At 39.4% G+C, this 25,932-nt stretch carries 25 protein-coding genes; 17 read left to right on the top strand and 8 right to left on the bottom strand.

Translation table 11 applies throughout. The features are described 5' to 3' along the window. Positions 1 to 61: 61 nt before the first annotated feature. Positions 62 to 1,072 carry a tRNA dihydrouridine synthase DusB gene (dusB, locus tag R3D71_07765; protein ID MEZ5691545.1) on the top strand — a complete coding sequence of 337 codons (1,011 nt, stop codon included), beginning with the start codon at positions 62 to 64 and terminating at the stop codon, positions 1,070 to 1,072. A 20-nt stretch (positions 1,073 to 1,092) separates the two neighbouring features. Here the strand turns inward: dusB and R3D71_07760 are convergent, their stop codons facing one another. The 3 genes from R3D71_07760 to dnaK form a co-directional block, all read right to left on the bottom strand. After that, the gene (locus R3D71_07760; GenBank protein MEZ5691544.1) at positions 1,093 to 1,470 is read right to left on the bottom strand and encodes a hypothetical protein; all 378 of its coding nucleotides are present in this window, start codon (positions 1,468 to 1,470) and stop codon (positions 1,093 to 1,095) included. Positions 1,471 to 1,814: 344 nt separating this feature from the next. Further along, positions 1,815 to 2,951, bottom strand: a complete 1,137-nt coding sequence (gene dnaJ / locus R3D71_07755; protein ID MEZ5691543.1) for a molecular chaperone DnaJ — start codon at positions 2,949 to 2,951, stop codon at positions 1,815 to 1,817. A gap of 155 nt (positions 2,952 to 3,106) precedes the next feature. Beyond that, on the bottom strand, positions 3,107 to 5,041 hold the full coding sequence (gene dnaK / locus R3D71_07750; protein MEZ5691542.1) for a molecular chaperone DnaK: 1,935 nt from the start codon (positions 5,039 to 5,041) through the stop codon (positions 3,107 to 3,109). Between the two features lie 309 nt (positions 5,042 to 5,350). On the opposite strand from dnaK, the gene R3D71_07745 reads away from it, so the two are divergent. Continuing rightward, complete coding sequence (locus tag R3D71_07745) at positions 5,351 to 5,632, top strand: hypothetical protein (protein ID MEZ5691541.1); 282 nt, start codon at positions 5,351 to 5,353, stop codon at positions 5,630 to 5,632. Between the two features lie 170 nt (positions 5,633 to 5,802). Then, the gene (locus R3D71_07740; GenBank protein MEZ5691540.1) at positions 5,803 to 6,195 is read left to right on the top strand and encodes a hypothetical protein; all 393 of its coding nucleotides are present in this window, start codon (positions 5,803 to 5,805) and stop codon (positions 6,193 to 6,195) included. A 159-nt stretch (positions 6,196 to 6,354) separates the two neighbouring features. Here R3D71_07740 and secA read toward each other — a convergent pair whose 3' ends face one another. After that, positions 6,355 to 9,147: a preprotein translocase subunit SecA gene (gene secA / locus R3D71_07735; protein MEZ5691539.1), complete on the bottom strand. Its 2,793-nt coding sequence runs from the start codon at positions 9,145 to 9,147 to the stop codon at positions 6,355 to 6,357. Positions 9,148 to 9,322: 175 nt separating this feature from the next. On the opposite strand from secA, the gene R3D71_07730 reads away from it, so the two are divergent. Genes R3D71_07730 through mutT form a run of 3 tightly spaced genes read left to right on the top strand, consistent with a single transcriptional unit; the run spans position 9,323 to position 11,910 of the window. After that, positions 9,323 to 10,237, top strand: coding sequence for a peptidylprolyl isomerase (locus tag R3D71_07730; protein ID MEZ5691538.1), 915 nt, complete (start codon positions 9,323 to 9,325; stop codon positions 10,235 to 10,237). 3 nt (positions 10,238 to 10,240) lie between these two features. Then, entirely contained in the window at positions 10,241 to 11,461 is a 1,221-nt protein-coding gene (gene argJ, locus R3D71_07725) for a bifunctional glutamate N-acetyltransferase/amino-acid acetyltransferase ArgJ (GenBank protein MEZ5691537.1), read from the top strand. Positions 11,462 to 11,508: 47 nt separating this feature from the next. Then, on the top strand, positions 11,509 to 11,910 hold the full coding sequence (gene mutT / locus R3D71_07720; protein MEZ5691536.1) for an 8-oxo-dGTP diphosphatase MutT: 402 nt from the start codon (positions 11,509 to 11,511) through the stop codon (positions 11,908 to 11,910). Between the two features lie 219 nt (positions 11,911 to 12,129). On the opposite strand, the gene R3D71_07715 is transcribed toward mutT, so the two are convergent. After that, entirely contained in the window at positions 12,130 to 12,483 is a 354-nt protein-coding gene (locus tag R3D71_07715; protein ID MEZ5691535.1) for a hypothetical protein, read from the bottom strand. 160 nt (positions 12,484 to 12,643) lie between these two features. Between R3D71_07715 and tnpA the strand changes: the two genes are divergently transcribed. After that, positions 12,644 to 13,075: an IS200/IS605 family transposase gene (gene tnpA, locus R3D71_07710; protein MEZ5691534.1), complete on the top strand. Its 432-nt coding sequence runs from the start codon at positions 12,644 to 12,646 to the stop codon at positions 13,073 to 13,075. On the opposite strand, the gene R3D71_07705 is transcribed toward tnpA, so the two are convergent. Both R3D71_07705 and R3D71_07700 read right to left on the bottom strand, forming a co-directional pair. Continuing rightward, positions 13,008 to 13,823 (bottom strand): hypothetical protein, encoded by an 816-nt coding sequence (locus tag R3D71_07705; GenBank protein ID MEZ5691533.1) that lies wholly within the window; start codon positions 13,821 to 13,823, stop codon positions 13,008 to 13,010. The two genes, tnpA and R3D71_07705, sit on opposite strands and share 68 nt — an antisense overlap. 70 nt (positions 13,824 to 13,893) lie before the next feature. After that, complete coding sequence (locus R3D71_07700; GenBank protein MEZ5691532.1) at positions 13,894 to 14,715, bottom strand: hypothetical protein; 822 nt, start codon at positions 14,713 to 14,715, stop codon at positions 13,894 to 13,896. Between the two features lie 229 nt (positions 14,716 to 14,944). Between R3D71_07700 and R3D71_07695 the strand changes: the two genes are divergently transcribed. The 5 genes from R3D71_07695 (at position 14,945) to R3D71_07675 (ending at position 20,812) form a co-directional block, all read left to right on the top strand. Beyond that, positions 14,945 to 15,553: an isoprenylcysteine carboxylmethyltransferase family protein gene (locus R3D71_07695; GenBank protein ID MEZ5691531.1), complete on the top strand. Its 609-nt coding sequence runs from the start codon at positions 14,945 to 14,947 to the stop codon at positions 15,551 to 15,553. Then, entirely contained in the window at positions 15,553 to 17,757 is a 2,205-nt protein-coding gene (locus tag R3D71_07690; protein MEZ5691530.1) for a UvrD-helicase domain-containing protein, read from the top strand. The genes R3D71_07695 and R3D71_07690 overlap by 1 nt, the downstream gene beginning before the upstream one ends. 289 nt (positions 17,758 to 18,046) lie before the next feature. Continuing rightward, the gene (locus R3D71_07685) at positions 18,047 to 19,255 is read left to right on the top strand and encodes a hypothetical protein (GenBank protein ID MEZ5691529.1); all 1,209 of its coding nucleotides are present in this window, start codon (positions 18,047 to 18,049) and stop codon (positions 19,253 to 19,255) included. Between the two features lie 9 nt (positions 19,256 to 19,264). After that, positions 19,265 to 20,020 carry a hypothetical protein gene (locus R3D71_07680; GenBank protein ID MEZ5691528.1) on the top strand — a complete coding sequence of 252 codons (756 nt, stop codon included), beginning with the start codon at positions 19,265 to 19,267 and terminating at the stop codon, positions 20,018 to 20,020. A gap of 102 nt (positions 20,021 to 20,122) precedes the next feature. Continuing rightward, entirely contained in the window at positions 20,123 to 20,812 is a 690-nt protein-coding gene (locus tag R3D71_07675; GenBank protein ID MEZ5691527.1) for a hypothetical protein, read from the top strand. Between the two features lie 5 nt (positions 20,813 to 20,817). On the opposite strand, the gene rapZ is transcribed toward R3D71_07675, so the two are convergent. Beyond that, positions 20,818 to 21,699, bottom strand: a complete 882-nt coding sequence (gene rapZ, locus R3D71_07670; protein MEZ5691526.1) for an RNase adapter RapZ — start codon at positions 21,697 to 21,699, stop codon at positions 20,818 to 20,820. 143 nt (positions 21,700 to 21,842) lie between these two features. Between rapZ and R3D71_07665 the strand changes: the two genes are divergently transcribed. The 5 genes from R3D71_07665 to R3D71_07645 all read left to right on the top strand — a co-directional run bounded on the left by R3D71_07665 (position 21,843) and on the right by R3D71_07645 (position 25,879). Further along, positions 21,843 to 22,979 (top strand): aminotransferase class I/II-fold pyridoxal phosphate-dependent enzyme, encoded by a 1,137-nt coding sequence (locus R3D71_07665; GenBank protein MEZ5691525.1) that lies wholly within the window; start codon positions 21,843 to 21,845, stop codon positions 22,977 to 22,979. After that, positions 22,976 to 23,656, top strand: a complete 681-nt coding sequence (locus R3D71_07660; GenBank protein MEZ5691524.1) for an alpha/beta hydrolase — start codon at positions 22,976 to 22,978, stop codon at positions 23,654 to 23,656. Before R3D71_07665 ends, R3D71_07660 begins: the two co-directional genes overlap by 4 nt. Next, positions 23,657 to 24,421, top strand: a complete 765-nt coding sequence (locus R3D71_07655; GenBank protein ID MEZ5691523.1) for a methyltransferase domain-containing protein — start codon at positions 23,657 to 23,659, stop codon at positions 24,419 to 24,421. Positions 24,422 to 24,500: 79 nt separating this feature from the next. Beyond that, positions 24,501 to 25,196, top strand: a complete 696-nt coding sequence (gene bioD, locus R3D71_07650; protein ID MEZ5691522.1) for a dethiobiotin synthase — start codon at positions 24,501 to 24,503, stop codon at positions 25,194 to 25,196. Beyond that, on the top strand, positions 25,193 to 25,879 hold the full coding sequence (locus tag R3D71_07645) for an RDD family protein (protein MEZ5691521.1): 687 nt from the start codon (positions 25,193 to 25,195) through the stop codon (positions 25,877 to 25,879). Before bioD ends, R3D71_07645 begins: the two co-directional genes overlap by 4 nt. Positions 25,880 to 25,932 lie beyond the last annotated feature (53 nt).

Here is a 25,932-nt window from a genome sequence, read left to right as displayed (position 1 = left end):
TGACTATAAAGCCAAGTATAAAAATATTGAATTTTGTTAATATTCTGGCATATTGTGGTTTATGACTATAGTTATTGATAATATAGAGATAGATAATCCGGTGTGGCTCGCGCCGATGACTGGTGTTTCTGATTTACCTTTCCGTAAGCTGGTAAAAAGCTTTGGTGCTGGTATGGTGGTCTCGGAGATGATCGCTAGCCGCGCGATGTTACTTGAGACTAAAAATACGATGCGGATGGCTAGTTTCTCATCGTTTGAGTACCCATTCGCCGTGCAGCTCGCTGGTTGTGACCCTGAAGTAATGGCGGAAGCCGCTAAGCTTAATGAGGATAGGGGCGCGCAGATAATTGACATTAACTTTGGTTGTCCGGTTAAAAAAGTAGTAGGTGGCAATGCTGGTTCTGCTTTGATGAAAGACGAGAAGCTGGCAGGTGAGATATTAGAGGCGGTGGTAGGAGCGGTTAAGATTCCGGTTACTCTTAAAATGCGTACCGGCTGGGATGACGCGAACCGTAACGCGCCGAATATGGCAAGAATCGCTCGTGACGCTGGGATAAAGCTCCTTACCGTGCATGGGCGCACTCGCTGTCAGATGTATAAGGGCAGGGCGGATTGGGAGTTTGTACGTAAGGTAAAAGAGGCGGTGGAACTTCCCGTTATTGTAAATGGTGATATTGTGTCTTTTGAGGATGTTGATGCCGCACTCGCGCAATCAGGAGCTGACGGAGTGATGATCGGGCGTGGCAGCTATGGTCGTCCTTGGTTTGTGGCACAGGTAGGACATTATCTGAAAACTGGTGAAAAGCTAGAAGACCCAAGTCTTAAAGAGCAACTTGATATAGTGCTTAAGCATTATGAGGAGATTTTAGAGCTGTATGGCACAGAAAACGGAGTGATGATCGCCCGCAAACATCTCGGTTGGTATTCTGGTGGTATGTATGGCTCAGCGGAATATCGCCGGAAAGTTAATACTATCTCTGACCATAAAGAAGTGAAGCAAACTGTTGCGGATTTTTATAATAATAACATTGAAACGTGGGAAAATGGAAATGGGTTAGCTGCTGCTGCGTGAGCAATTTTTTGACTTTATAATCACCTAGATTTAGACATTTCATCCATACCTTTTCGCAGAGCACGGCCGATGCGTTCACTAATCACACGCTCTGTGTTTTTTCCATTTGTAGGCAAAACCTCATTATTGCAACCAATTATATCACCATATGCACGTACTGTTGCGCCCACTGTTTTAGTGCCTACAAGTGAATTATTATCTTTTGCTACTGTATCAATAATAGATGACTTTTTTTCCATTTGACCAATAAAACCGGCGGTGCTGATGCCAGCCATTTTATCGCGGTGCCCCTCTCTTATGTCAGCTATAACCTCATCAGCTTTGGTATTTATTCTGCTCTTTCCCTCTTTGCCTTGCTGCCTAATTTCATTAATTGATTTATCAGTTTGTTTTCCCATAATAAACTCCTTGTTAAAATCGCCTGATTAATGCTAACAAGATGATGTTGTTATAACAAGTTAATTTTTATGATAGTTTTATGACAAAAGATATTTTGCAATAGCTCAACCACTAACAACTCAAAGTCGGTAGGTTGGATAAAGGTAATAAATCACTCTTTATATCCGTCATTCCTGCGAAGGCAGGAATCTCTTTATCCGCTTTCAGAGGCATTGCAACATAGATTCCCGCCTACGCGGGAATGACAAGATCCTATATTTTACTATATAAATACAGTGATTTTAACCTAGTAAGGGACGATAAAAACAAGAATTTACCACTTCCATACAATAATATTAAAAACTCAATCCTTCAAATCCGCCCAGAAATCTTTTACTTTATCAAAGAAGCTATCTGACTGTGGACTGGTGTTTTTTCCAGCTTTTTCAAATTCTTTTAGCAGTTCTTTTTGTTTTTTATTGAGCTTTGTAGGGGTTTCTACCAGAGTATGGATATACATATCACCTCTACTACCAGAGTTGATTATTGACATACCCTTGCCACGCAGACGCATTTGATGACCATGCTGTGTGCCTTCAGGAACATTTACTTTTACCCTTGTGCCCTCAATGGTTGGAACCTCAATAGCTCCACCGAGAGCGGCAGTCATCATTTTTATTGGGATATTACAATGTATATTAGCGCCGTCACGTATAAACAAACCATGCGGTTTTACGCCAATGAATATATAAAGATCACCGCTAGCACCGCCTCTGATACCTGCTTCTCCTTCACCACTTAGTCTGATTCTAGTTCCTTCCTCAACACCGGCTGGGATGTTTACGGATAGCTTTTTCTCTTTACGGACTCTGCCGCTACCAGCACATTTTTTACAAGGGTCTTTTATGGTTTTACCCATACCACCGCAGCTTGTACAAGTGCGTTCAACCGAGAAGAAGCCTTGAGTTGAGCGGATGCGACCACTACCATTACATGTGCCGCAGCTTATTGGTTTGCTGCCATCCGCCGCGCCACTGCCACTACATGAATCACAAGTGGCGGCTGTGGTGATTTTTATGGTCTCACTTTTACCCTTGAAAGCTTCTTCTAAAGTAACATTCATATTATAACGTAGGTCGGATCCACTATTTGATGACGCGCGACCTCCGCCACCGCCACCTCTACCCATACCAAATAGATCCTCAAAAATATCGGCGAATCCTGATGAGAAGTCAAAACCTCCAGCGCCAGCTCCGGCGGCACCGCCCATTCCGCCTTGTGTGAAAGCGTCATGTCCGTATCTATCATAAGCCGCACGCTTTTGCTCATCGGAAAGTATATCATAAGCGTGACTGATTTCTTTGAACTTACTTTCCGCTTCCTTGTCATTAGGATTACGGTCAGGGTGATATTTCATTGCCAATTTGCGGTAGGCCTTTTTTAGTTCATCTGGTGATACGCCTTTGGGAACGCCTAGTATCTGATAATAATCTTTGGACATAATTTAGTTTTGATAATTTTATGAGGTTAAACATTACTATACTCAATTTTGTATAAAAATTATCCAAAACAAGTATAAAGCAGACGAAGTAATCACGATTTCCTCATGATTACTTCGTCTTTAATTTTTAGGCTATGACGGACTAATAGTTAGCATTAACCATTGCTTTCTTTCTTATCATCAACTTCCTCATATGTGGCATCCACTACTTTGCCGTCATCATCGCCAGAAGATTGTTGCTCACTAGACTCAGCGTCACCAGAAGCGGCGGCTTTTTCTTGTTCAGCTTTATAGATGACTTCACCTATCTTCATAGATGATTGAGTAAGCGCTTCTAGTTTTTGGTCAATCTTTTCAGCGTCATTACTTTCTAAAGCTTCTTTCAACGCCGTTATATCCTTTTCAATAGCCTCTTTATCGGAACTATCTATTTTATCAGCATGTTCTTTAAGATTTTTCTCCGCACTGTGGATGAGACCGTCCGCATGGTTTTTCTTATCTATAAGATCACGGCGTTTTTTGTCATCCTCAGCGTGTGACTCAGCGTCTTTGACCATTTTTTCAATATCAGCATCAGAAAGTCCACCAGAAGCTTGAATTCGGATCTGTTGTTCTTTTCCAGTGGCTTTGTCTTTAGCGGAAACATTTACGATACCGTTAGCGTCAATGTCAAACGTTACCTCAATTTGTGGTACACCACGAGGAGCGTTTGGAATTCCTACTAAATCAAACTGACCGAGAAGTTTGTTATCAGCCGCCATTTCACGTTCACCTTGAAACACACGGATGGTAACGGCAGTTTGGTTATCATCAGCGGTTGAGAAGACCTGTGATTTTTTAGTAGGTATTGTGGTATTACGGTCAATAAGACGAGTAAATACGCCACCAAGAGTCTCAATACCAAGTGATAGTGGAGTCACATCAAGGAGTAGCACGTCTTTTACGTCACCCTTTAGTACCGCACCTTGAATAGCAGCGCCCATAGCCACTACTTCATCAGGATTCACTCCTTTATGAGGTTCCTTACCAAAGAAGCTCTTAACAGCTTCTATTACTTTTGGCATACGAGTCATACCACCGACTAATATTACCTCATCAATATCTTTCGCAGAAAGACCAGCGTCCTTAAGAGCGGCTTTACACGGGGTAATTGTTTTCTCAATTAGATCCTCTACCAAGCCTTCAAGTTTTGCGCGAGTAAGCTTTATATTAAGGTGTTTAGGACCAGAAGCGTCAGCGGTTATGAATGGTAGGTTCACATCGGTTTGCATTGAACTGGAAAGCTCAATTTTTGCTTTTTCAGCAGCTTCTTTCAAACGTTGCAATGAGCGTTTGTCATTGCGTAAATCTATGCCCTGATCCCGTTTGAATTCTTCGGTAAGATAGTCAATAATGCGTTTATCAAAGTCCTCGCCACCAAGAAAAGTATCACCATTGGTAGATTTAACCTCAAATACACCATCGTCAATTTCAAGAACTGATACGTCAAAAGTACCACCACCTAAATCATATACGGCAACGGTTTTTCCGTCTTTTTTCTCTTTATCAAGACCATAAGCAAGAGCGGCGGCGGTTGGCTCATTTATTATACGCAGAACCTCAAGACCAGCTATTTTACCAGCGTCTTTAGTCGCTTGACGTTGCGCGTCATTAAAATAAGCAGGAACAGTTATTACCGCTTGTGTTACTTTCTCGCCAAGATAGGCTTCGGCTACTTCTTTCATCTTAGTAAGGGTAAAAGCGGAAATTTGGCTTGGCGAGTATTTCTCACCTTGCGCCTCAACCCAAGCGTCACCATTATCACCCTTTACTATGTTGTAAGGAACTAACCCCATATCTTTTTTTACCATAGGGTCTTCAAAATTACGTCCAATCAAGCGCTTAATAGCAAAAAGTGTGTTCTCAGGGTTGGTTACAGCCTGACGTTTCGCGCCATCTCCAACTAGACGTTCTCCGTCATCAGTGAATGCTACTATGGAAGGAACAACGTTACGCCCTTCTTGTGAATGTATTACTTTTACTTGGCTACCTTCCATTATTGAAACACAGCTATTGGTGGTTCCAAGATCTATTCCTATAATTTTACTCATAAACTTTCTCTCCTTAAACTTATACAATGCGTTATACAATGTGTGGTTGGTTTCGTATTATTAAGAATCAGTTATTGTTATCATTTTGAAAAACAATCATAATTATCTGATTAGCGCTATTTTATACGAAAAATATTTATGGTGGAGATATAGTAATTAAAAATCCAAAGACAACAGGTGAAATGAAATTTTTTGAAAAAAAGTGATTAAAAAAGAAAAAAATGTAATTTAGTTAATTTTATTAATAAATAATTAACTATTAATCTTTATTAACGCTCTGGCAAATATTTTTTAATAAAGGTTAATAATATGAGTGTAATTAATAAGAAGGCTGTTGAAACAGCACGTGAGTTATTGAAAGTTAATGGTTATTTTGTAGATAATTTATGGCATGTGGATGATATCCATTTTATATGTGAGCAGAAAAACCTGCCATCGCTTACCAATCGGGAGGCAATGGAGGTTTTTATGATAGCTAATGAGCAGTTTGATGGCGAGACAGGTTTTAGCTGGCCTAAGTTAGAAAAAGCTATTGATACTTATTTTCGTAGGAAAGAACTACTTGCTGAGATTATATCTGGTAATAGGTAAATAGTATGCGAATTTATGCTGTATCGCACAATGATTTGTCATAGTAGATGTTATTGCATGGAGAATTATCTATAGTTTTTTATTGCTATGTTGCTATGCGGTATAAATTAACTATTTATTAAAAAATATCTGTTGTTTTCTGCTGTTTTGTGATACTATGAAGAATGGTAATGCGGTCGGCAATAGTGGTGGCATTACTACTTGATTTATTAATTTGGTCAGACGTAGCAATAGCTGCCGATAAAAACAGACATTCTAGTGAAAATGTCAAGGTAGAGCTCAAGCGTAAAAAAATGGAAAAACTACTGATTATGATGAATACAGTAGGGGTGGATAATCCAAAAATAATATCATTTATTCAAATTGTTAACAAACATACTAAGGATGGGTATTTAACACTCCATAAACGTGAAATGTATGATGGAACTTTGTCATTGCGTTATAAATTATCTCCTAAAATAAACTCTAAGCAGATAGAGTTACGTTATGTTCCTGATGACTCAAATTTTGAGTATAGCGCTAAAACTAATAGTCTAATGGTTAATTATAAGTTTAGGTTCTAGGTGCTAGATACTAGAGACTAGGGATTGGTGGTTAGGGAATAAGAAGCTCGGTAAGTCAGACCGAGTGAGCTTTCGGCAATGTCCCATCTACCTTTGCGCTTGTGTGCTACGGCGAGACAAGTTACTATAGATTAAGGGCTGGGAAGAACTCTCTAGTTATCAGTTTATAGCGCCATGACAATGTTTATATTTTTTACCGCTGCCGCATGGACATGGTTGATTACGCCCTACCTTTTCTTGATATTGCTTTTTATCATCACCATCTTGTCTGTTTTCAAACATTTTTTGTTTGGGAGTGGGAGGGGTGGCTGAGATAGGGTTGTCAAAATGTATCTCCAGATGTGAAAGCCTGCTTACAACTAATTCACGAAGCTGTGAAAGCATTGTTTCAAATAGAGAAAATGCTTCTTGTTTATATTCATTTAGAGGATCTTTCTGACCATATCCACGTAGATGGATACCTTGACGAAGGTGGTCAAGTGATAGAAGATGGTCTTTCCATAGCTGATCAAGAGTTTGTAATAATATTCTTTTTTCTGCCATTTTCATGATGTCATCACCGTATTTACCAGCTTTGGTGATAAAATGTTCATTTACTAGTTCTTTAACACGTTGTTTTATCTCATCATCAGCTATTCCTTCCTCTTTTGCCCAATCAGAGGCTGGAATATGTAGACCAAACACATGGAATAGTTCCTTTTCTAATGATTCAGTCTGCCAAGAATCAGCATATTCTTTCGGTGGTATGTATCTAAGTACCATGTCATCTATAACTTCCTCGCGCATATCATCAATAGTCTCAGATACGGATTCAGACTCCATCAAATCAACACGTTGCTCATAGATAACAGTACGCTGATCATTCATTACGTTATCATATTTTAGTAGATTTTTACGCATATCATAATTGCGATGCTCCACTTTTTGTTGAGCTCTTTCAATAGCTTTGTTCATTAATGGTGATAATATGGCCTCATTTTCTTTCATTCCAAGCTTTTGTAACAAGCCTTCAATCTTCTCGCCTCCAAAGATTCTCATGAGGTCATCTTCCATAGAAATATAGAATTTTGATTCTCCTGGATCTCCTTGTCGCCCTGAGCGACCACGAAGCTGATTATCTATCCTTCTGGATTCATGTCTTTCGGTAGCTATAACAAATAATCCACCAGCATTTCTCACTGCTTCCTTATCACGTTCAACTTCCATTTCCACACGGCTTTTATCAGCGGGGGATGGGTTTTCCCCTAGTTCATTTATTATTCGCATTTCAGCGTTACCACCAAGCATTATATCAGTTCCACGTCCTGCCATGTTGGTAGCTATGGTAACAGCCGACGGTCTTCCGGCCTGAGCGATGATATGAGCTTCTTTTTCATGGTAGCGGGCATTCAATACTTGGTGTGGTATTGGGGTTTTTAATTTGCTAATATCTATCAGATAATTAGCTAGTTCCTTAATCTCATCAGCCTCTTTCTTGTATTTTTCTTTTTTCTCTCCGTCTTTTAAGGAGTTTACTATCTCAAAAGCCTCATTCGCTTCTTTCATAACGATTTCCGCAGTTTCTTTTATATAATTACGGTCGCCAAGTATTTTTGAGATATATTCAGATTTTTCAATAGACACAGTGCCAACAAGGCTAGGTTGACCACCTTTATAAGCTTTTGCTATTTGTATGAACACAGCACGGTATTTTTCTGCTGCGGTGCGGTATATTTCATCATTATTATCTATTCTTTTTACTTCTTGGTTAGTTGGAATATCAATAACCTCAAGATTGTATATATCACGAAACTCACTAGCCTCAGTCATAGCGGTTCCAGTCATGCCCGCCAGTTTTGGATACATGCGGAAATAATTTTGGAAGGTTATTGAGGCGAGAGTTTGATTCTCGTTTTGTATCTCAACATTTTCTTTGGCTTCTAACGCTTGGTGAAGACCATCAGAATAACGGCGACCTTCCATCATCCTGCCGGTAAATTCATCAATAATAATAACTTTGTTATCTTTTACTATATAGTCAACATCAGCGGTAAATAATGTATGAGCACGTAGAGATTGATTTATATGATGAACAAACGAAACGTTATCAATATCATAGATAGACGCGTTTTCTGCCAACATACCGTTTGTGTTTAGCATAGTTTCCATATGCAAAACTCCTTTATCAGTAAGGGTAACGCTACGCTGTTTCTCATCTTTCTCGTAATCTTCTTCCACTAATTTCGCGACTAGACGGTCAATTTTAGTGTATAACTCGGAATTATCCTCTGTTGGTCCTGATATTATAAGTGGTGTACGGGCTTCATCTATAAGTATTGAGTCAACCTCATCAATTACGGCATAAGCGAACTTACGCTGTACCATAGCTTCTTTGGTGAATTTCATATTGTCACGAAGATAATCAAAGCCAAGCTCGTTATTGGTAGCGTATGTTATATCACAATTATAAGCGGCTTTGCGTTCTTCATCACTCATATCATTAGTGATACAGCCAACCGTAAGACCTAAATATTCATGTAATTGTCCCATCCACTCAGAGTCACGTTGTGCTAAATAGTCATTTACTGTCACTACATGCACGCCTTTTGCCGGAAGGGCGTTGAGGTAGGCAGCTAGAGTACAAACTAAGGTTTTTCCTTCTCCTGTTCGCATTTCGGCGATCATGCCTTGATGTAAAACCATACCTCCGATCAATTGCACATCAAAATGGCGCATTCCAAGAACACGTTTTCCGGCTTCACGAACGGTAGCGAAGGCTTCCGCCAGTATGTTATCAAGTGACTCACCACCACTTAGACGTTCTCTGAACCAAGTTGTTCTGCCCTTTAACTCGTCATCAGAGAGCTTCACCATCTGTTCTTCAAGCTCGTTTATTTGACGCAGTCTTGGCTGGAGAGATTTTATGAAACGGTCATTGGCGGAGCCGAATATTTTTTTAGCGAATGTGTTTATCATATCATTAATCTATTTATCACATCGGATTAGATAGGTGTTTATTCTTATGAAGTCAACGGGGGATGGAATATATTTTATAAATTAATATTGAACATGTGCTTATAATGTTCTATCTGGTCTTTAAGTTATATGAATTACTTATGTGTATCAAAATAATAATGAAGGGTATGTTATGGATAGATTTTTTCGCTCTGGTTTGATGACTTCCGCCGCTGCTATTGTTTTTTCCGCCTCTGTTTTTATTACCGCTATTAACAACCCATTACAGGCGAAGGATGATAAGGGTAGCGTCAAAGATTATACTATCATTAAAGTTGGTGATGATAGTCTGAAAAACTCAGAAGTAATAAAGGTTTGGGAAGGGTTGTTCGCTGAGGGAAAAGCCCCTGATTTTAATAAATTTGATGAGAAAATGCGTCAGAATATACTGCGTGGTTTAATAACTGAGAGACTTATTTATAAAGAAGCCGAAAAGGCCGGTTTTGAGAATGATGAATCGGTTAAAAAACGTGTTGACGCTTTGCGTAGACAATTAGTTATGCAAGTATTTATGGAAGATAAATCAAAAAGCATGGTAACTGACGCTGAAATTAAAAAAGCTTATGACGCTAAAGTCAATGAAAGTAAGGGTAAGGAAGAAGTAAAAGCTAAGCACATATTGGTTGATAGTGAGGAAGAAGCCAATAAAATTTATGACTCACTGAAAAAAGGTGGTGATTTTGATAAGATAGCTAAAGAAAAATCGGCGGATAAAGGCACTGGTGTTAATGGTGGTGATCTGGGTTGGTTCGCTCAAGATAAAATGGTTCCTGAATTTTCTAATGCCGCGTTCAAACTGAAAAAGGGAGAAATATCAAAGCCAGTTAAGAGTGCTTTCGGTTGGCATATTATTAAGCTTGAGGATCGTCGTCCGCTTAAAATAGCTAGCTTTGAGGAAAGTAAACCAGTTCTTGAGGCGCAAATAAAAAATGATAAGTTAAAGCAATATGTTGAAGGACTATTGAAAAAAGCCTCAATAAAATATTTTGATGAAAACGGTAAAGAGAAGAAATTTGATCTTTCCCTGCCTGATAATGCTAAAAAATAGGGTATGAAAGTGTCGCCGCTAGCACCTGTGGACTATCCGAAGTTGCCGGTAATAGCTGGTGTGCGCCTTGCGATAGCGGCTTGTGGTGTGCGTTATAAGGGGCGTACAGATGTTTTGTTGGTTGAGGTTACGGAAGCTACTAAAGTAGCCGGTGTGTTTACCAAATCCCTTACCGCTTCGGCGGCGGTGCTTGCTTGTCGGGAATCATTAGAAGGTGGTGTGGCGAGGATATTATTAGTTAATTCTGGCAATGCTAACGCTTTTACCGGAAGTGATGGTGATGACTCGGTAAGGCGGATAATGGGAAGTGCCGCTAAAATCGCCGCTTGTCCAAAAGAGCAGGTTTTTACTGCTTCAACCGGTGTTATCGGTGAGAAATTGCCCGATGAAAAAATTACTGATGTTTTGTGGGAAGTTTATAACAAGTTAGAGCCAGACAGGTGGGAAGAGGCGGCTCGCGCTATAATGACCACTGACACTTATCATAAAATGGCAAGTGCTGAGGCGGTTGTTAATGATACTAAGGTTGTTATTAACGGTATAGCTAAAGGTTCTGGGATGATAGCACCAGACATGGCGACTATGCTGGCGTTTATATTTACTGACGCTGATATTCCACAAAATATTCTACAAAAATTTGTGACTGAAATTAATGAGAAAAGTTTTAATAGCATAACCGTTGATGGAGATACCTCAACCAGTGATACTTTGCTGGTGTTCGCGACCGGTAAAGCTGGTAATAAGGCAGGTGATACAGAAAGTGAGTATGCTGATTTCAAAAGAGCGCTATCGGAGGTTATGCATAGTCTTGCCATGCAGATAGTGAAGGATGGTGAGGGAGCTGAAAAATTAGTTACCATAAATGTAAGTGGCGCTGAATCAAAAAAAGCGGCGAAGAAAATAGCTATGAGCATAGCTAACTCACCGCTTGTTAAGACGGCAATAGCGGCATCTGACGCTAATTGGGGGCGGATAGTTATGGCGGTTGGCAAAGCCGGTGAGAAAGCTGATCGTGATAAATTGTGTATTTCTATTGGTGGAGTAAGTGTCGCTAAAAACGGACAGGCGGATCCGGCGTATGATGAGAAAATTATAGTTCCTCATATGCAGGGAAGAGACATAGTAATAGATGTTGATGTTGGAGTTGGTGATAAGTCTGCTACCGTTTATACATGTGATTTAACGCATGGCTATATAGATATAAATGGTAGTTACAGAAGTTAAAAATTATTCTGGTGGTGAATCTACTATATCCTATATTGAGGTAAAAAATGAAGATATTGTTAGTTGTGGCCGCCGCGCTTATTAATGATGAGGGCAAGATTTTGCTAGCGAGGAGGCCAGAAGGTAAAAGACTTGCCGGAAAGTGGGAGTTTGTCGGCGGCAAGGTGGAGGAGGGGGAAATTCCTGAGGAAGCGCTTGTTCGTGAGTTAAAGGAAGAGCTGGGAATAAAGGTTGCAAAGGAGGATTTAGAGCCGTTTTACTTTCTATCGCACCCATACCCTGAATTTGATTTTCATTTATTTATGCCAGTTTATCTCTGTCGTAAGTGGCAAGGAGAGGCTAAGCCGCTTGAGCATAGCGCGCTGCGCTGGGAATTCGCCGCTGATATGGGTGATATTGATATGATAGAGGCGGACGCTGAGTTGGTGAAACGTTTGTGCAGGGTATAGTGTTTTAACTTAAGAATTTCAGGAAATTCTTATCGGCAATCTACTCCTTACTGTCATTCCGACCGAGCGTAAGCAAGTGGAGGAATCCTTAAGTAATTTGCCGGTGATAGCAATAAATTTAAATGGATTTAAGCCCACGGTATTTTGGTTGCGATATAAGATCCCTCACATGCGTTCGGGATGACAGATTGTATAAAAATTATTCACAATGAGTGTAATCTATCTTTCGTTGGTGTTTTGCCTGTGCTTGTTCTCAAGAAAATGTTGTTTGTATTTTTTGACAAAACTCTGATGTAATTTTCTGCCAAGAATTTCTTTCGCGAGTTCACTGTTTTTAGTAATGGTGAGAGACTCACTTCTGGTTTTTGGTATTTTATATTGTGGTAGGGTGGAATGTAATAGCATTACTGAGTTATAGTCTTTTTCCAAACGACTATGCAATTCCTCAGGTGATTTTATGTCGTGTTTTTCTATATATTCCTCAACTCCCTTAGCGACTGCCGCCAGTGTTATCAACATATTAACACTTGGCGGCATATCAGCGTGACCAAGTCTGCTTTCTATATAATTCATTCCGCTTGTTGAGTGGTTGTTTATATTTCTATAAATTACGGAAGGATTCTCTCCCTTATTTTCGGCGTAAATAATTTTTTTGTTTTTATCCGCGTTCTAAGACCGCCTGCGTGAGCTGGCGGATGTAGCGCAGCTACAATCTTCCTGCTACAAATAATATATGAGTTACAGGAAACAAAATAACTGCATCTATCTATGTCACTATCACCTTGTTTTTGCGACTAAATACCGTCGTAAGATTATCAACGAAGGTGTTAGCGAATTTTTGAGGAATAGACTCTATGAAATAACGGAACATTATCCAGAAATAGATATTATGGAATATAATGATGATAAAGATCATATACATATTCTTGTGTCTATTCCTCCAAAGATGAGCGTAGGAGATGTTGTACGAATAATTAAGACGAATACAGCACGCAAAATCAAGGTAAAGTTTCCGTTTCTCAAAAAGGTGTATTGGGGTACAGATAGTATATGGTCGGGCAGTTATTTTGTTTCTACGGTGGGGATAAATGAAAAGATTATACAGCGTTATATAGAAAAACAAGGGCAGGAAGATTGTGGCCAAGCGAAGCTTGAACTAGAGTGAAACCGCCTGCGTAAGCTGGCGGAGATTCACTATTAGCGTAGTCATTATTGCTTTTGTTAAATCTTTGATAGGTGTTTGGACTTATGGTAAAAGCGGCTATTAGCTCGTGTTGAGCATTAAGTAGATTTTTTATAGAAAGATGTGCTAGTTCTTTTACTTCTGTTGAATTGAAGATGGGTCTTTCATGTTTATCCCACAGGCTGATATTAACTTGCTGGGCGTGTAGTCTGCGTTTATCGTCAACACCATCAAATGATATAGATTTAGTTTTGTACGGGTTATCCGGCTTAGAAGCTTCTCTCGCTATCAGTTTATTTGTCGCTTCAGTTGCCCTCACCATGACTGATGGGGTCAATGATTTATGAGGGTATGATTTAGCGGCTTTTTTATTTCCAGTGCCAACTACTATTTCAAGAGGCTTGCTATTTCTATCAATATCAATTCTTCTACCGTCATGGTATAAATCCTCTACATATGGTGAGTTGCTGAAATATTTGTGTGTAGGTTTTTCACCTAAAGTATCAAGTGTTTCAGCAACACTAACTCCATCCTTTGGGATTGGGTAAAATTCCTGCTCAATTCCGGTTTGCGCGGTAATTCCCCATTTATCAAGAAATTTCTCATAATGGGCAATACGCTCCATAATCTGTGGGCGGAGCTTTTCCAGCCATTGATTTGGATTGTCGCGGTTCTGTTCTTTATCCAGCCAACTTGGATTGTCTATTTTTATATTGCCACCATCTGCCATATTTAAGTAATTCTATTGTTAATTATAATTAATTAATATAGTTAAGGTAATTCAGTTTGTATAGCGATAATTAATCCATAATCAGGTTTTTAAGGAAATCAGCTTGTTGTGCGGTTACGCTGTCTGGTTTGTAGGTTATTTGTTTGACGCTTTGTCCACTAAGGTAGCGGTAAAATATAAGAGCGCTAAGGTAACTACCGGCCGCGGAGGGGTGGCTACCATCTTTTGTATATAATGGGAAATCCGATTTTTGCTGTAGTGCTGCCATCCAGTAATCACCTATAGGTATTTGATTTATTCCTATTTTCTGGGCTATATCCAGAGTTTTTTCGTTGATTTGTTTTTGCATATAGTCAGGGCTACGCATAAAAGAAAATTTAGCCTCTTTGTACCAATGACTTTCTGGTTCGCGTGCCCATGTGGTAAAAATTATTGTTTTAGAGCCATTTTGTTTTATCAGCTCATTTAAGCTTCTGGCGGATCTTAGGGTGTTTATATATGACGGTAAAACCGCCCACGCGCTTTGCTCTTGAATTATCACGTAAGTCCATTTTCTTGATGAGATTAGCTCAGGGATTTTTTTATTATTTAGATGGTCTAATAAGGTCGCTCCACCACGAGTGGCTGATTGTACAATAAAATGTGTATGATTATTTGGATCTGATTGTGCCATCTTTATCAGCATGGCAGGCATGTTGTTGTAATAAGTGTAGCTGTTACCGATAAATAATACTGATAGCTCATATTTTTCTGGTGATTTATTTACCGAAATCATGACATCGGAAATACCTGCCGCTGATTTTGGAAATTTCAGGTTCATGAATGTGTATATGCCGAAAGCGGCGAGTATCAGGATGAGTGGGTAACGCAAGACACTAATATTTTTTAACATGTTTTTCTTCCTTTATCGCTTTTCAAAGAGAATAATTTGATTATTATGTTTTCTTATTTTTATGAGTAAAGATAAAGTTATAGTAGTTTATAATTTTTATAATTAGAAACTACTATCAAAACCACCACTGAAAGTGGTGGTTTTGCACTGCGTAGCGAGTGTTAAAAATATTTTCAATATATTATTGAAAATAAAAAATATTATAAATAATTTGTTGGTTGGGAGTTTTATGTCTAATCCTAAATTACTTAAAGCACGACAATATCATAGCCGGATATTCGCGGTTTTACTTGTAGGGTTATTGTTAGTGAGTAAACCGATGCTTGAATATGGGAGTTTGAGTAGGGAGTTGTTGTTATGGTTCGGTTACGCTTTGGTAGCTTTTGGCGCGTTTGGCAGGGTTTATTGCTCAGTTTTTATCGGTGGGCGGAAGAATGACGAGGTGGTACGTAGTGGTCCTTTCTCAGTGGTGCGTAATCCGCTATATGTATTCTCTTTTATCGCGATGGTCGGGATTGGGATGCAGTCTGGTATGTTGTCGCTGATTATTTTTTTGGTAGTTTCTTTTATGGTTTATTATCCATTTGTTATCGGAAGAGAAGAGGATTTTTTAGAGCATAAATTTGGCGAGCCTTATAGTATTTATAAACAAGAAGTACCGAGATGGTTGCCTAACTTCAAGCTATGGGTTGAACCAGAGCATATGGAGGCGAAGCCTAAATTTATCCGTCGTACTATATTTGACGCGTTGATATTTTTTCTGCCGATGCCGTGCTTCGCTCTTATTAATTATTTACAAGTAGGTGGGGTATTGCCAGTATGGTTGAGTCTACCTTAATGAAAGATAAAGTAAGTGAATTATTTGATAATAGCAGGGCTGATAACGCTCTTTTGTCGTCTCTTAATGAACAACAGCGACAGGCGGTGGAGGCGACGCAGGGAGCGGTTTTGGTGCTTGCGGGAGCTGGTACTGGCAAGACTAGGGTTCTTACTACCCGTATCGCGCATATTCTGCTTAACAGGCTGGCTTACGCCGGTGAGATTTTAGCCGTTACTTTTACCAATAAGGCGGCTCGGGAAATGGCGGAGCGGGTAAATCAACTTACTGGCGCTTCCCAATCTTTGTGGCAGGGGACGTTTCATTCGGTTGGCGCTAGGATAGTTCGTCGTCACGCTGAAAAATTAGGGCTTACTTCCAGCTTTACCATACTTGACACTGACGATCAGTTGAGACTACTTAAAACCATACTTACCGAAAAAAATATAGATGTTAAGTCGCTGCCACCAAAATTATTCGCCGCTGTTGTTGGGCAGTGGAAAGATCAAGGGCTTACGCCAGATAAGGTAACGAACGCTAAGGATACGCAAGCGATAGATGGGCAGGCTCTTCCGGTTTATAAAATATATCAAGAACGTTTGAAGCGGCTTAACGCTGTTGATTTTGGTGATTTGATTCTGCATATGCTGACTTTATTTACCGAATACCCAGACGTTCTGCGTGAGTTTGCTAGTCGTTTTAAGTATATATTGGTTGATGAGTATCAGGATACTAACGTAGCGCAATATTTATGGCTGAGGTTGCTCGCCAGTTATCATAAAAATATATGCTGCGTGGGTGATGATGACCAATCAATTTATAGTTGGCGAGGAGCGGAGGTTGGCAATATACTACGTTTTGAGAAGGATTATCCTGACGCTAAGGTTATTCGCCTAGAATGTAATTATCGGTCAACACCACATATTCTGGCGGCGGCGAGCGCGGTTATCGCTAATAATCGTGGGCGTTTCGGTAAGACATTATGGACACCGGAAAAAAGCGGTGAGAAAATCAGGATAAAATCACTGTGGGATGAGCGTGACGAGGCCGTATTTATTGGTGAGGAAATAGAGGATTTACAGAGAAAAGGAATATCACTTGAAGAGGCTGCTATATTGGTAAGAGCGGGTTTTCAGACGAGAGCATTTGAGGAAAGATTCTTAACTCTCGGTGTGCCTTATCGGGTGGTTGGTGGCCTGCGTTTTTATGAGCGGGCGGAGATTCGTGACGCTGTGGCTTATTTACGGTTGCTTGCTACGTTAAGCGATGATCTAGCGTTTGAGCGAATAATAAACACACCAAAGCGTGGTATCGGGCAGGCGACAATGCGGCAGATTCACAGTATAGCTACTTTGCTTAATTGCTCATTATATAATGCTACTGTTCATATGTTAGCAAGTGGGCAACTTAAAGGAAAATTAGGACAGGCTTTACAAAAATTTATTGGTGATTGCGAACGTTGGCGTGGTCAGCTTTCTTCTATTAGCCTTTCGGAAGTGGTGGAGTTGGTTTTAGAGGAAAGTGGTTACTTGCAAATGTGGAAGCAGGAAAAAACACCGGAAGCGGCTGGTAGGGTGGAAAACCTGAAAGAGTTGGCGCGGGCGATTGGGGATTTTGAGAATATCAACGCTTTTTTGGAGCATGTGAGCCTAGTTACGGAAGCCAATAACACTGATAATAATAATGATATGGTAAGTATCATGACACTGCACGCCGCCAAAGGTCTTGAGTTTGACGTGGTATTCTTACCTGGTTGGGAGGACGGGGTTTTCCCTCATCAGCGGGCGATTGATGAATCAGGAATGAAAGGCTTAGAAGAAGAAAGACGGCTTGCCTATGTTGGGATCACCAGGGCACGCAGGAAGCTTTACATTACCCATGCAGCTAACCGGCGTATCTATAACCAATGGCAAAGTAGTGTGCCGTCACGCTTTATTGCTGAAATTCCAGCGGAAAATATAGAAAAAATCTCTGGTGGGGTGATGAATTCAGCAAGACAGACTATGAGTGATTGGGGCAGGGAGGTTGCCGGTATAATGGAGTCACATAGGAGTATTTCTTCTGATAGTAGCGCTAAATCTGGTGGATTTGATGTTGGTGAGAGGGTTTTTCATCAAAAATTTGGTTATGGGAGAATATCCACCATAAGTGGCGGTAATCTGGAGATAAATTTTGAAAAAGCCGGAAAAAAGAAGCTGATGGCTGATTTTGTGGAGAAGATTTGAGGGGGCTATAATTCCCTGTCTTTTTAGGTTGTTCATCATGCTGTGAAACGCGTAAGCATTTGCACAGTATATTGTGGTGGATTCTATACAGCCTTATGGCTTACAGAATGACGATTTTATATTTTATATCTGTTTTGAGGTAAAATCATTATATATCAATATATTAGGTGTAAATTAACAATTTTCCCGTAAATTGTCAAAAAGCTGTAATAAAAGCTTCACTTGAGAAAGCGTGAGAGTTTCTATAGTCTTATCATAGGAAAATTTATTTTTATAAAAGAGGGCTGTAGTGGCGATTAAACCGGTTAATCACGATGGTACTGATGGGAACAGTATTTTTCATAGGGAGGGTAGCACTTCTGATGGTGGGGGCGTATATCCATTTGTTCCGCTAGATGATAATGATAATAAAAATCGCACTACGCAGGAAAAAATTAATGATTTTAGAAGGAGTCAAGGTGAGGGTACAGGTGGCAAAAATCATCCCGATAATTCCGGCGAACAACAGCAGACTTCGGGAACTGTTAGTGAAGGGCAAGAAGGTAAACCCAAAGATATGGGTAATTATAAAGAGGTTAAGAAATGGGTTGAGACTCACTACAGGAGGAAGTTTGAATCTTGGGAAGGCGCGCTGAAAATAGCCAGATCTGAATATGCTTACGGTAAAGATAATACTCAGTATGACTACAGAATATACGATGATATGAAACCCGCTTATGCAAAGCATTTGCCAGCTCTTATTGAGGCGGTTACGCAGTTGCATTTGCGTACACCGGGTGGTTACGCGCCAGATCCAAATGAGATTGGTCCTAAAGAAGTCAGGGAGTGGGAAACATTCGGACAGAAGGTGTTAAATGAGGTAAAAGAGAAACATAGAGCGCGGGCGAACGAGCTTGGCAAGACTCCGGCGGAAACAGATATGGAAGTAGACGCTGCTTTTGGATCAGTCGCGATGGTCCAAGCGAAGCAGGATTTTGGATTGCAAAGAGGCGGTGGTAAAAGTGGTGGTATACTTGGCGGCATTAGTAGTGGAGTTGGAAAAGTTACAGACTCTATAAAATCAGCTTTTTATGATGATGAAAAAGGTGGATTTAAGCTTGGTGGTATTATAGGCGCGTTTACGGGTATGCTGCTTACTAAAGGCTCTGGTGGGATAGCGATGGTGTTAGGCGTAATTCTTGGTGCTATTGCTGGTCACTTGGTTGGTGATAAGTTAGGTGAGGCGGGGGTTTCTTTAACTCCTAACGCTCCGAAGAAGGAAGAGGATAAGGGACCTTTATGGGTGCGTCAACAAGAGCAGGGACAATCTCAGGCTCAAAACCAGCAAAAAGATACAGGAATGAATACAGCTTCTGTTGATGTAAAAGATATTAATATAGGCGATAATAAACTTCCAAAATTATCAGTTACTGAGGTTGATAGTAATAATGTTAACAAACAGATAATTGGTAGTAGGCAGCAAAATAAAGAAAATAATGTTAGCGTGGGAAGCGCGTAAATTGATATTATGGAAGAGCATCAAGAACATAGCGGTGGTGAAGATGGCAGAGCAAGCAAAGGCTTTGGGATCAATTTAGGTAGTATATTTGGAGGGATTGGCGGTCTTCTTGGTGGTAGCTTGCTTTTTCGTAATTCTCAGCAGAATGGATGGTTGAAGACGATTGGAATTACGGTTCTTGCTGTTATAGGAGCTATTTTGGGTAACCGAACACTTGGATTTTCTAAGAGAGAGGAAGAAGTAGCTGAAGGTGCGGGCGAAGGAGCGGACGGCTCTAAAGGGCGCGAACATGAAAAGGAAAAAGAAAAAAGCGGTAAAAAAATTAAGTTTGATGATAAGGGAGAAGCCACTCTTTTGTTTAATGTAGATAATAAAATTACCACTAATATTGTACTTAACACTATGCTTGTTAAGGTAAATGATAAAGGTAAAGTGCTTGGTGTTGCCGTTACGGGAAGTGATGGTAATTTTGCAGGAGATGAAAATCATGAGATTTTATTTACTGAAGTTCCTGACTCGTTTAGAAAATTACCAATGAGAAATGGTGGGATAGATGTTAAATCTGCTGAAAAACAATTGCAGGATCTTAGGAAATTAGCGGAAGTTGATAGAGATAATAGACAAAAAGCTAAAAATGATGTTACCGGTTCTCTTGGTGAGGAGAAGGTAAATCTTGGATTTCAGGATGTTGGTGGCGATCACGTGCCAGTACCTGTTAATGTATCCGTCGCTAATAGTAAAAATACAGCAAGAACTGTGGTTTAGTAAGTTTTTAACATTGTTTACATTGTAACCAAACCTTCTCTTTTCTTAAATCCCATAATATGTAAGAATATAGCATGTATATTGTGTAATTAAGGTTTTGTTGTGCCATTAGACTTTCTTAATAGAGTAGAAAACGGAGACTTTGCTACAGGTAGTAATAAGAGAGACTACCAGAGTGGAGGAGGTTTTTTCGCGAGTCTTGATAGAGGACTTCGTGGTGTTGGTAATTCAATTAATGGGTTTATCATGGGCGTTGGCGAACGTCTTACTGGTAGAGGAAGTAGAGGTGGTGGTAATAACGTATCAAAACCTGTTACTTACATAAGTAAATATGATCAAGAAGAGCAGTCAGCGTCAGGTGGAAAATCTAGTAATAGCGGATTGTTGTTGGGTCTGGGTATAGCCGCTCTCGCTTTTATGTCAACTTCTGGTGGTCCTTTCGCTTTGCTTGGTATAATAGCTGGTATTGGCGCGCTTATCGCCGGTGTATCCAGTGATGGTAAAAATGGTATACTTGGTGGCTTATTTGGTAGTAAGGATGATGCGAGTAGTCAAGTCGTAGTAGAAAATAGTATAGCTAAGAGCCAGAATTTGGTAAAAGATAATCCAGTTCCAGCGCGAGAAAAGCAGAATGATGTCGCGAGTGTAAATCTTACCGATGATGACAAGAAAGTTATTTCTGGAGCGGGTAATCCAGATATAGTAAAAGTTTTTCAGGATGAGCTGAGCAGGGTTCCACCACCAACCCCTAAAATAGATGGAAAAACTGGTAATATAAACGAGGTGGGTTAGTATTGTTAGCTCAGTAGATCTCTATGGCGTAAAGTGGTTTCGTAGTCGGTATCTTTCAAATAACCATATAATTTCTCACTAACATACACCGAGCGGTGGCGACCTCCGGTACAGCCGATAGCTATTGTCAGATAATTTTTTCCTTCCGCTAAATATCTTGGTAGAAGTGGTGATATAAGTGAGGTCATATTACCAAAAAAATCACTAAAATTATTATCTGATTCTATATACTCACCGACAGGTATGTCTTGTCCTGAGAGTTCTCTAAGTTCTTCATCATAGTATGGGTTTTTAAGAAATCTTACATCAAAAACCGTATCAGCCTCTCTTGGAATGCCATGCTTGAAAGAAAAAGAAGTTATCACTATCGACAATTTACGCTCATCTCTCGCGAAATTTGATATTATCATTTGTCTTAGATCTATAACCTTAGTATCGCTAGTATCTATTATTAGATCTGCGGGTTCGCGTAACTTATCAAGAAGGGAACGTTCATGAGATATGCCATCTAGTATTGGTCTGTCTTGGGCAAGTGGATGGCGGCGGCGGGTTTCGCTAAAGCGTCTGCGTAATGTCTCATCATCAGCGTCTAAAAATAACATCTTGAAGTCAATATCTGGATTATTCCTGAATTTTGATATTATTTTTGTGAAATGCTCTATAGAAAAATCACGACTACGTATATCACAACCTATAGCCAGATTGCCCTGATTGATTATCGCTGATGATTTACTATCTTTATTTTTTTCTGTTTTTTCAGTGTTTACTACTATATCAAGGAAATTAAGCGGCAGATTATCTATCGCCTCAAACCCTGAATCCTCTAGGGTTCTAAGAGCTACGGTCTTTCCAGCTCCTGACATACCTGTTATAAGTATTAACTTCATATATAGCTTAATTCTTATGGTAGAGTCGTTTAATGATAGTAGTGTTGTTTAATATATGTATATTACAGTATTTTCAATATACTTATTAGAATAAAAATTATCCAAAACAAGTATAAGTAACCAATAAAGTGAATCCATGATAAATGACAGAGCTTGATAATATACTTAAGAAAAAATTATGGTTGATAGAGAATAAAAAGCAAAAACGAGAAATTGTTCCTGTCTATCGTCATGATGGTGTTTATATAAACAGAAATGATAAGGAACTTATTTCTTTTTGCTGTAATGATTATTTAGGGCTTGCGGCGGATGCGCGGGTAAATGAAGCGTCACGTAAAGCGATAGAAAAATATGGGTGTGGGGCTGGTGCCTCAAGGTTGGTAAGCGGTGATTGTGAGCTTTATACGGAGTTAGAGGGATTGCTCGCTGAGGCTTGTGGTACGGAAGCGGCTTGTGTTTTTGGCAGTGGTTATTTGGCGAATATAGGGATAATACCAGCCATAGTAGGAAGGCATGATCTGATTATCACCGACCGATTGGTACATGCCTGTATAATTGACGCTGCTAGGATCTCTGGCGCTGATATGCTGCGTTTTTCTCATAATAACATAGAACATTGCCGGATGTTGCTTGCGGAAAATAGGGCTGATTATCAGAATTGTCTTATAATTAGCGAAAAAATATTTAGTATGGATGGTGATATGGCGCATCTGGACGAATTTGGGAAGCTCGCCAGAGAGTATAACGCCTTTTTAATGGCTGATTGCGCTCACAACACTATATTTTTTCGTGACAATATTTTTGGTGAATATGATAATGTATCAATAAAAATGGGAACTTTGTCTAAGGCTATAGGAGGTTATGGCGGTTATGTCTGTGGGAGTAAAATACTTATAGATTATTTGAGGAACTCGGCTAGGAGCTTTATTTTCTCAACTGGGCTGCCACCTGCTGTAATAGCTTCCGCTATAGAAGCTCTAAAAATTATAAAGGATAACCCTAATATAGGTGAAAAGCCGATAGAAAACGCTAGAATTTTTACGGATAGTCTTGGGTTGCCACAGGCGCAAAGCACAATAGTTCCACTTGTGCTGCAAGAAAATGAAAAGACATTAGAGGCTTCCAAGTTGCTTGCGGAAAATGGTTTTTTAGTAAGTGCTATTCGCCCGCCGACAGTGCCAGAAAATACCGCTAGGTTGCGCTTTACATTCTCAGCGTTGCATAATGAAGAACAGATTGTAAGACTATGTAACGTTATAAAAAAGCAGGGATGGATATGAATATACTCGCGCTAAGTGGCTGGGGGCAGGCTCATGACGCTTTATCATCTATTGTTCCGCAAGCAGTGCATTTTGATTATTCCGTTTATGATAATGTTGAGCAGGTGATGGAGGAGATAGTAATAATAGGTAGGGAATATGACGCTGTTATTGGCTGGTCACTTGGTGGACAGATATTAGTAAGAGCGTTAGCTAATGGTGTGATAAAAACTGATAAGATGGTACTTATAGCGACACCATTTAGTTTTGTAAGTAATGATAATGTTGGTATGCCAGCAGATCAGTTTGTTAAATTCAGAGAAAATTATAGTCGTAATTCACCAAGAACGCTTACTAAAGCATGGGGACTTATAAGTCTTGATGATGAGAGGGAAGTTGAAGTAAAAGAATGGCTGAATATTTATGATAAGTCGCTTATATTGAAGAAAAACTGGCTTTATTGGCTTGATGAGCTTGAGAGGTTTAATTGCGATAGTCTTGATTTTGACAAATTGCCAGCATCACTTATTATACACGGGGTTAATGATAAGGTGGTTGATTTCGCGCAGTCTGACGAATTTGTTAAAAGGATGGGTGAAACAAAGCACATAGTAATGAATGGTGCTGGTCACGCTCCACACTGGCATGATAGTGAGTTTGTAAAAAAACAAGTAGAGAAATACATAACAGAAAAATAAATGTTTGATAAAAATTATATTAAGGCAGATTTTGGTAGTGCGGCCGCTAGCTATGATGAGAAAGCGCAACTGCAGAAAATTATACGAGATGAGACGATCAGTATAGCCGAAACATATTTTCCAGATAATTCACGTATTCTTGATATTGGCTGCGGTACGGCGGCTTTTTACGATGAGGTTAAAAAATTGGATAATGGCTGGTGGGTAACAGGTGTAGACATCGCTTATGGTATGTGTAAAAAGTCAGCGGAAAAAGGCGCGATGGTGATAAATGCTGATGCTGAGATGCTGCCATTTGCTGATTCATCTTTTGACGGAGTTTTTTCTTCTCTAGTTATGCAGTGGGTTGATAATCCAAAGCAATTTATTTCAGAAATTTTGCGGATATTAAAACCAGAAGGAATGGCGGTTATCACTAGCTTCGTGGATGGTACTATTAGCGAGTTAGAAAAAGCTTTCGCTGAGATTGACTCATTTCCACATATAAGCAAGTTTGTTCCATCTGAGTTATTGCTTAATACGGTAGCGCATTTGGGTGGGGTGGTGCTGGAAGTTAATGATGAGAATAGATATGTTGAGTCATATGATGATGTTATGTCTGTGCTGCGTTCAATAAAAAATATAGGCGCTGGTAATAAATTATTAAACCGTCGTAAAGGTTTGATGACTCCAAGACAATTAGAAAAATTGAAGAATTCTTATGAGATAGAAGATGGGAAATATCCGCTTAGTTGGAATGTTATGACTATGGTTTTTGAGAAGTAGATTGTAAATAGGGACTAGGAGCTAGGTTCTAGGGACTAGGTTCTAGGGACTAGGCAGTCTAGTTACTAAGAGAAACAATATGAAGAAATTTTTTATTACATCTGTTGGAACTGGCATTGGCAAAACTTTTATTACCGCCGCTTTGTGTCGTCAGTTAAAAGAATCAGGTAAAAATGTCGCCGCTTTTAAGCCAGTAATAAGTGGTTATGATGATCGTGATGATGAAACCAAAAAAAATAGTGATAGTGCTGTTATACTAAAAAGTTTAGGTCTCATATTTGATGATAAAAATATAAATATGGTATCACCATATCGTTTTGTAGCTCCGCTTTCTCCTAATATGGCAGCGGAAAAAGAGGGTAAAAGAATAGAAGTTAAAGATTTGGTGGAGTTTTGCAGGCAGAAAGAATCTATGGACGCGGATGTCATATTGGTTGAGGGAGTAGGTGGGGTGATGGTTCCACTGAATGAGAGTAGTACAGTTATGGACTGGATAAAGGAACTGAGTGGATGGAAAATTATATTAGTAGCTGGTAGCTATTTGGGATCTATAAGCCATTGCTTGACAGCGTTACGAGGTTTACAATCGGTTGGTATAAATACAGATTATTTGATAATTAATGAGTCCAAAAATAGTGAGGTTGATTTGAAAGATACGGTATCTACTATAAGCAACTTTATATCAGTGAAAACTTCTATTATTACTATTAGCTATCAAAGAGGCTATGCTGTTAATCCACAAGAGATAATTCAATTAAATGGAATATTATCATGAGTAATAATAGAAATGGAAGTGATAATAAAGGCAGTTCTATCAACGCTGGTGATAAAAAACGTGAAGTAAAAAAAATAGAGGATATGCTACCGTTTGATCCGTTTAAGGTGCTTGGGTTGCCGGATCCTAAATATAAAAAATACGCCACTATTAATCGTAGGATGTTAGCTGTGACCATAGATACGGTTATCGCTACTTTTACGCTAGCGCCGATTATGAACTTATTTGTAGGGTTAATGGTTAATGTTCGTGAGGTTAGTATTAATGAATTATCTTCTATGGAGCCAAAAATTTCTGAGTTTATAAAATTATTTATAGAAAGTGGGAAAATGGCGGAGTTTTTCTTACAATCTGGTATTTTGTTATTGGTTTCGGCTATTTGTTGGAAATTTTGGTCAGCGACACCGGGTAAGTTATTGCTTGGAATGAGAATAGTTGATGTAAATACTGAAAAACCAATAAATAGCCGACAAATTATAATTAGGAGTCTTGGCTATATTGTTTCATGTTCTGTGTTTTTTTTAGGAATAATATGGATTGGTTTTGATAAAAGACGTCAAGGATGGCATGATAAAATGGCAGGAACAGCGGTTATTATATTGTCAAGGAAAGAGAAAGAGGAAAATGAATTATCAGAAGAGGCTGTAGAAAAGGCAGTTGAAGAAGCATCTTCGGTAAGTTAAAGGATTGCCAAGGAATTACGGTTATGAATCGTCTAATTATTATATAATTGTTA

Source organism: Rickettsiales bacterium (assembly GCA_041396965.1).
Classification (GTDB): domain Bacteria; phylum Pseudomonadota; class Alphaproteobacteria; order Rickettsiales; family SXRF01; genus SXRF01.
The sequence above is the reverse complement of the archived record's forward strand: the minus strand, read 5'-3'. Positions and strand labels throughout refer to the sequence as shown.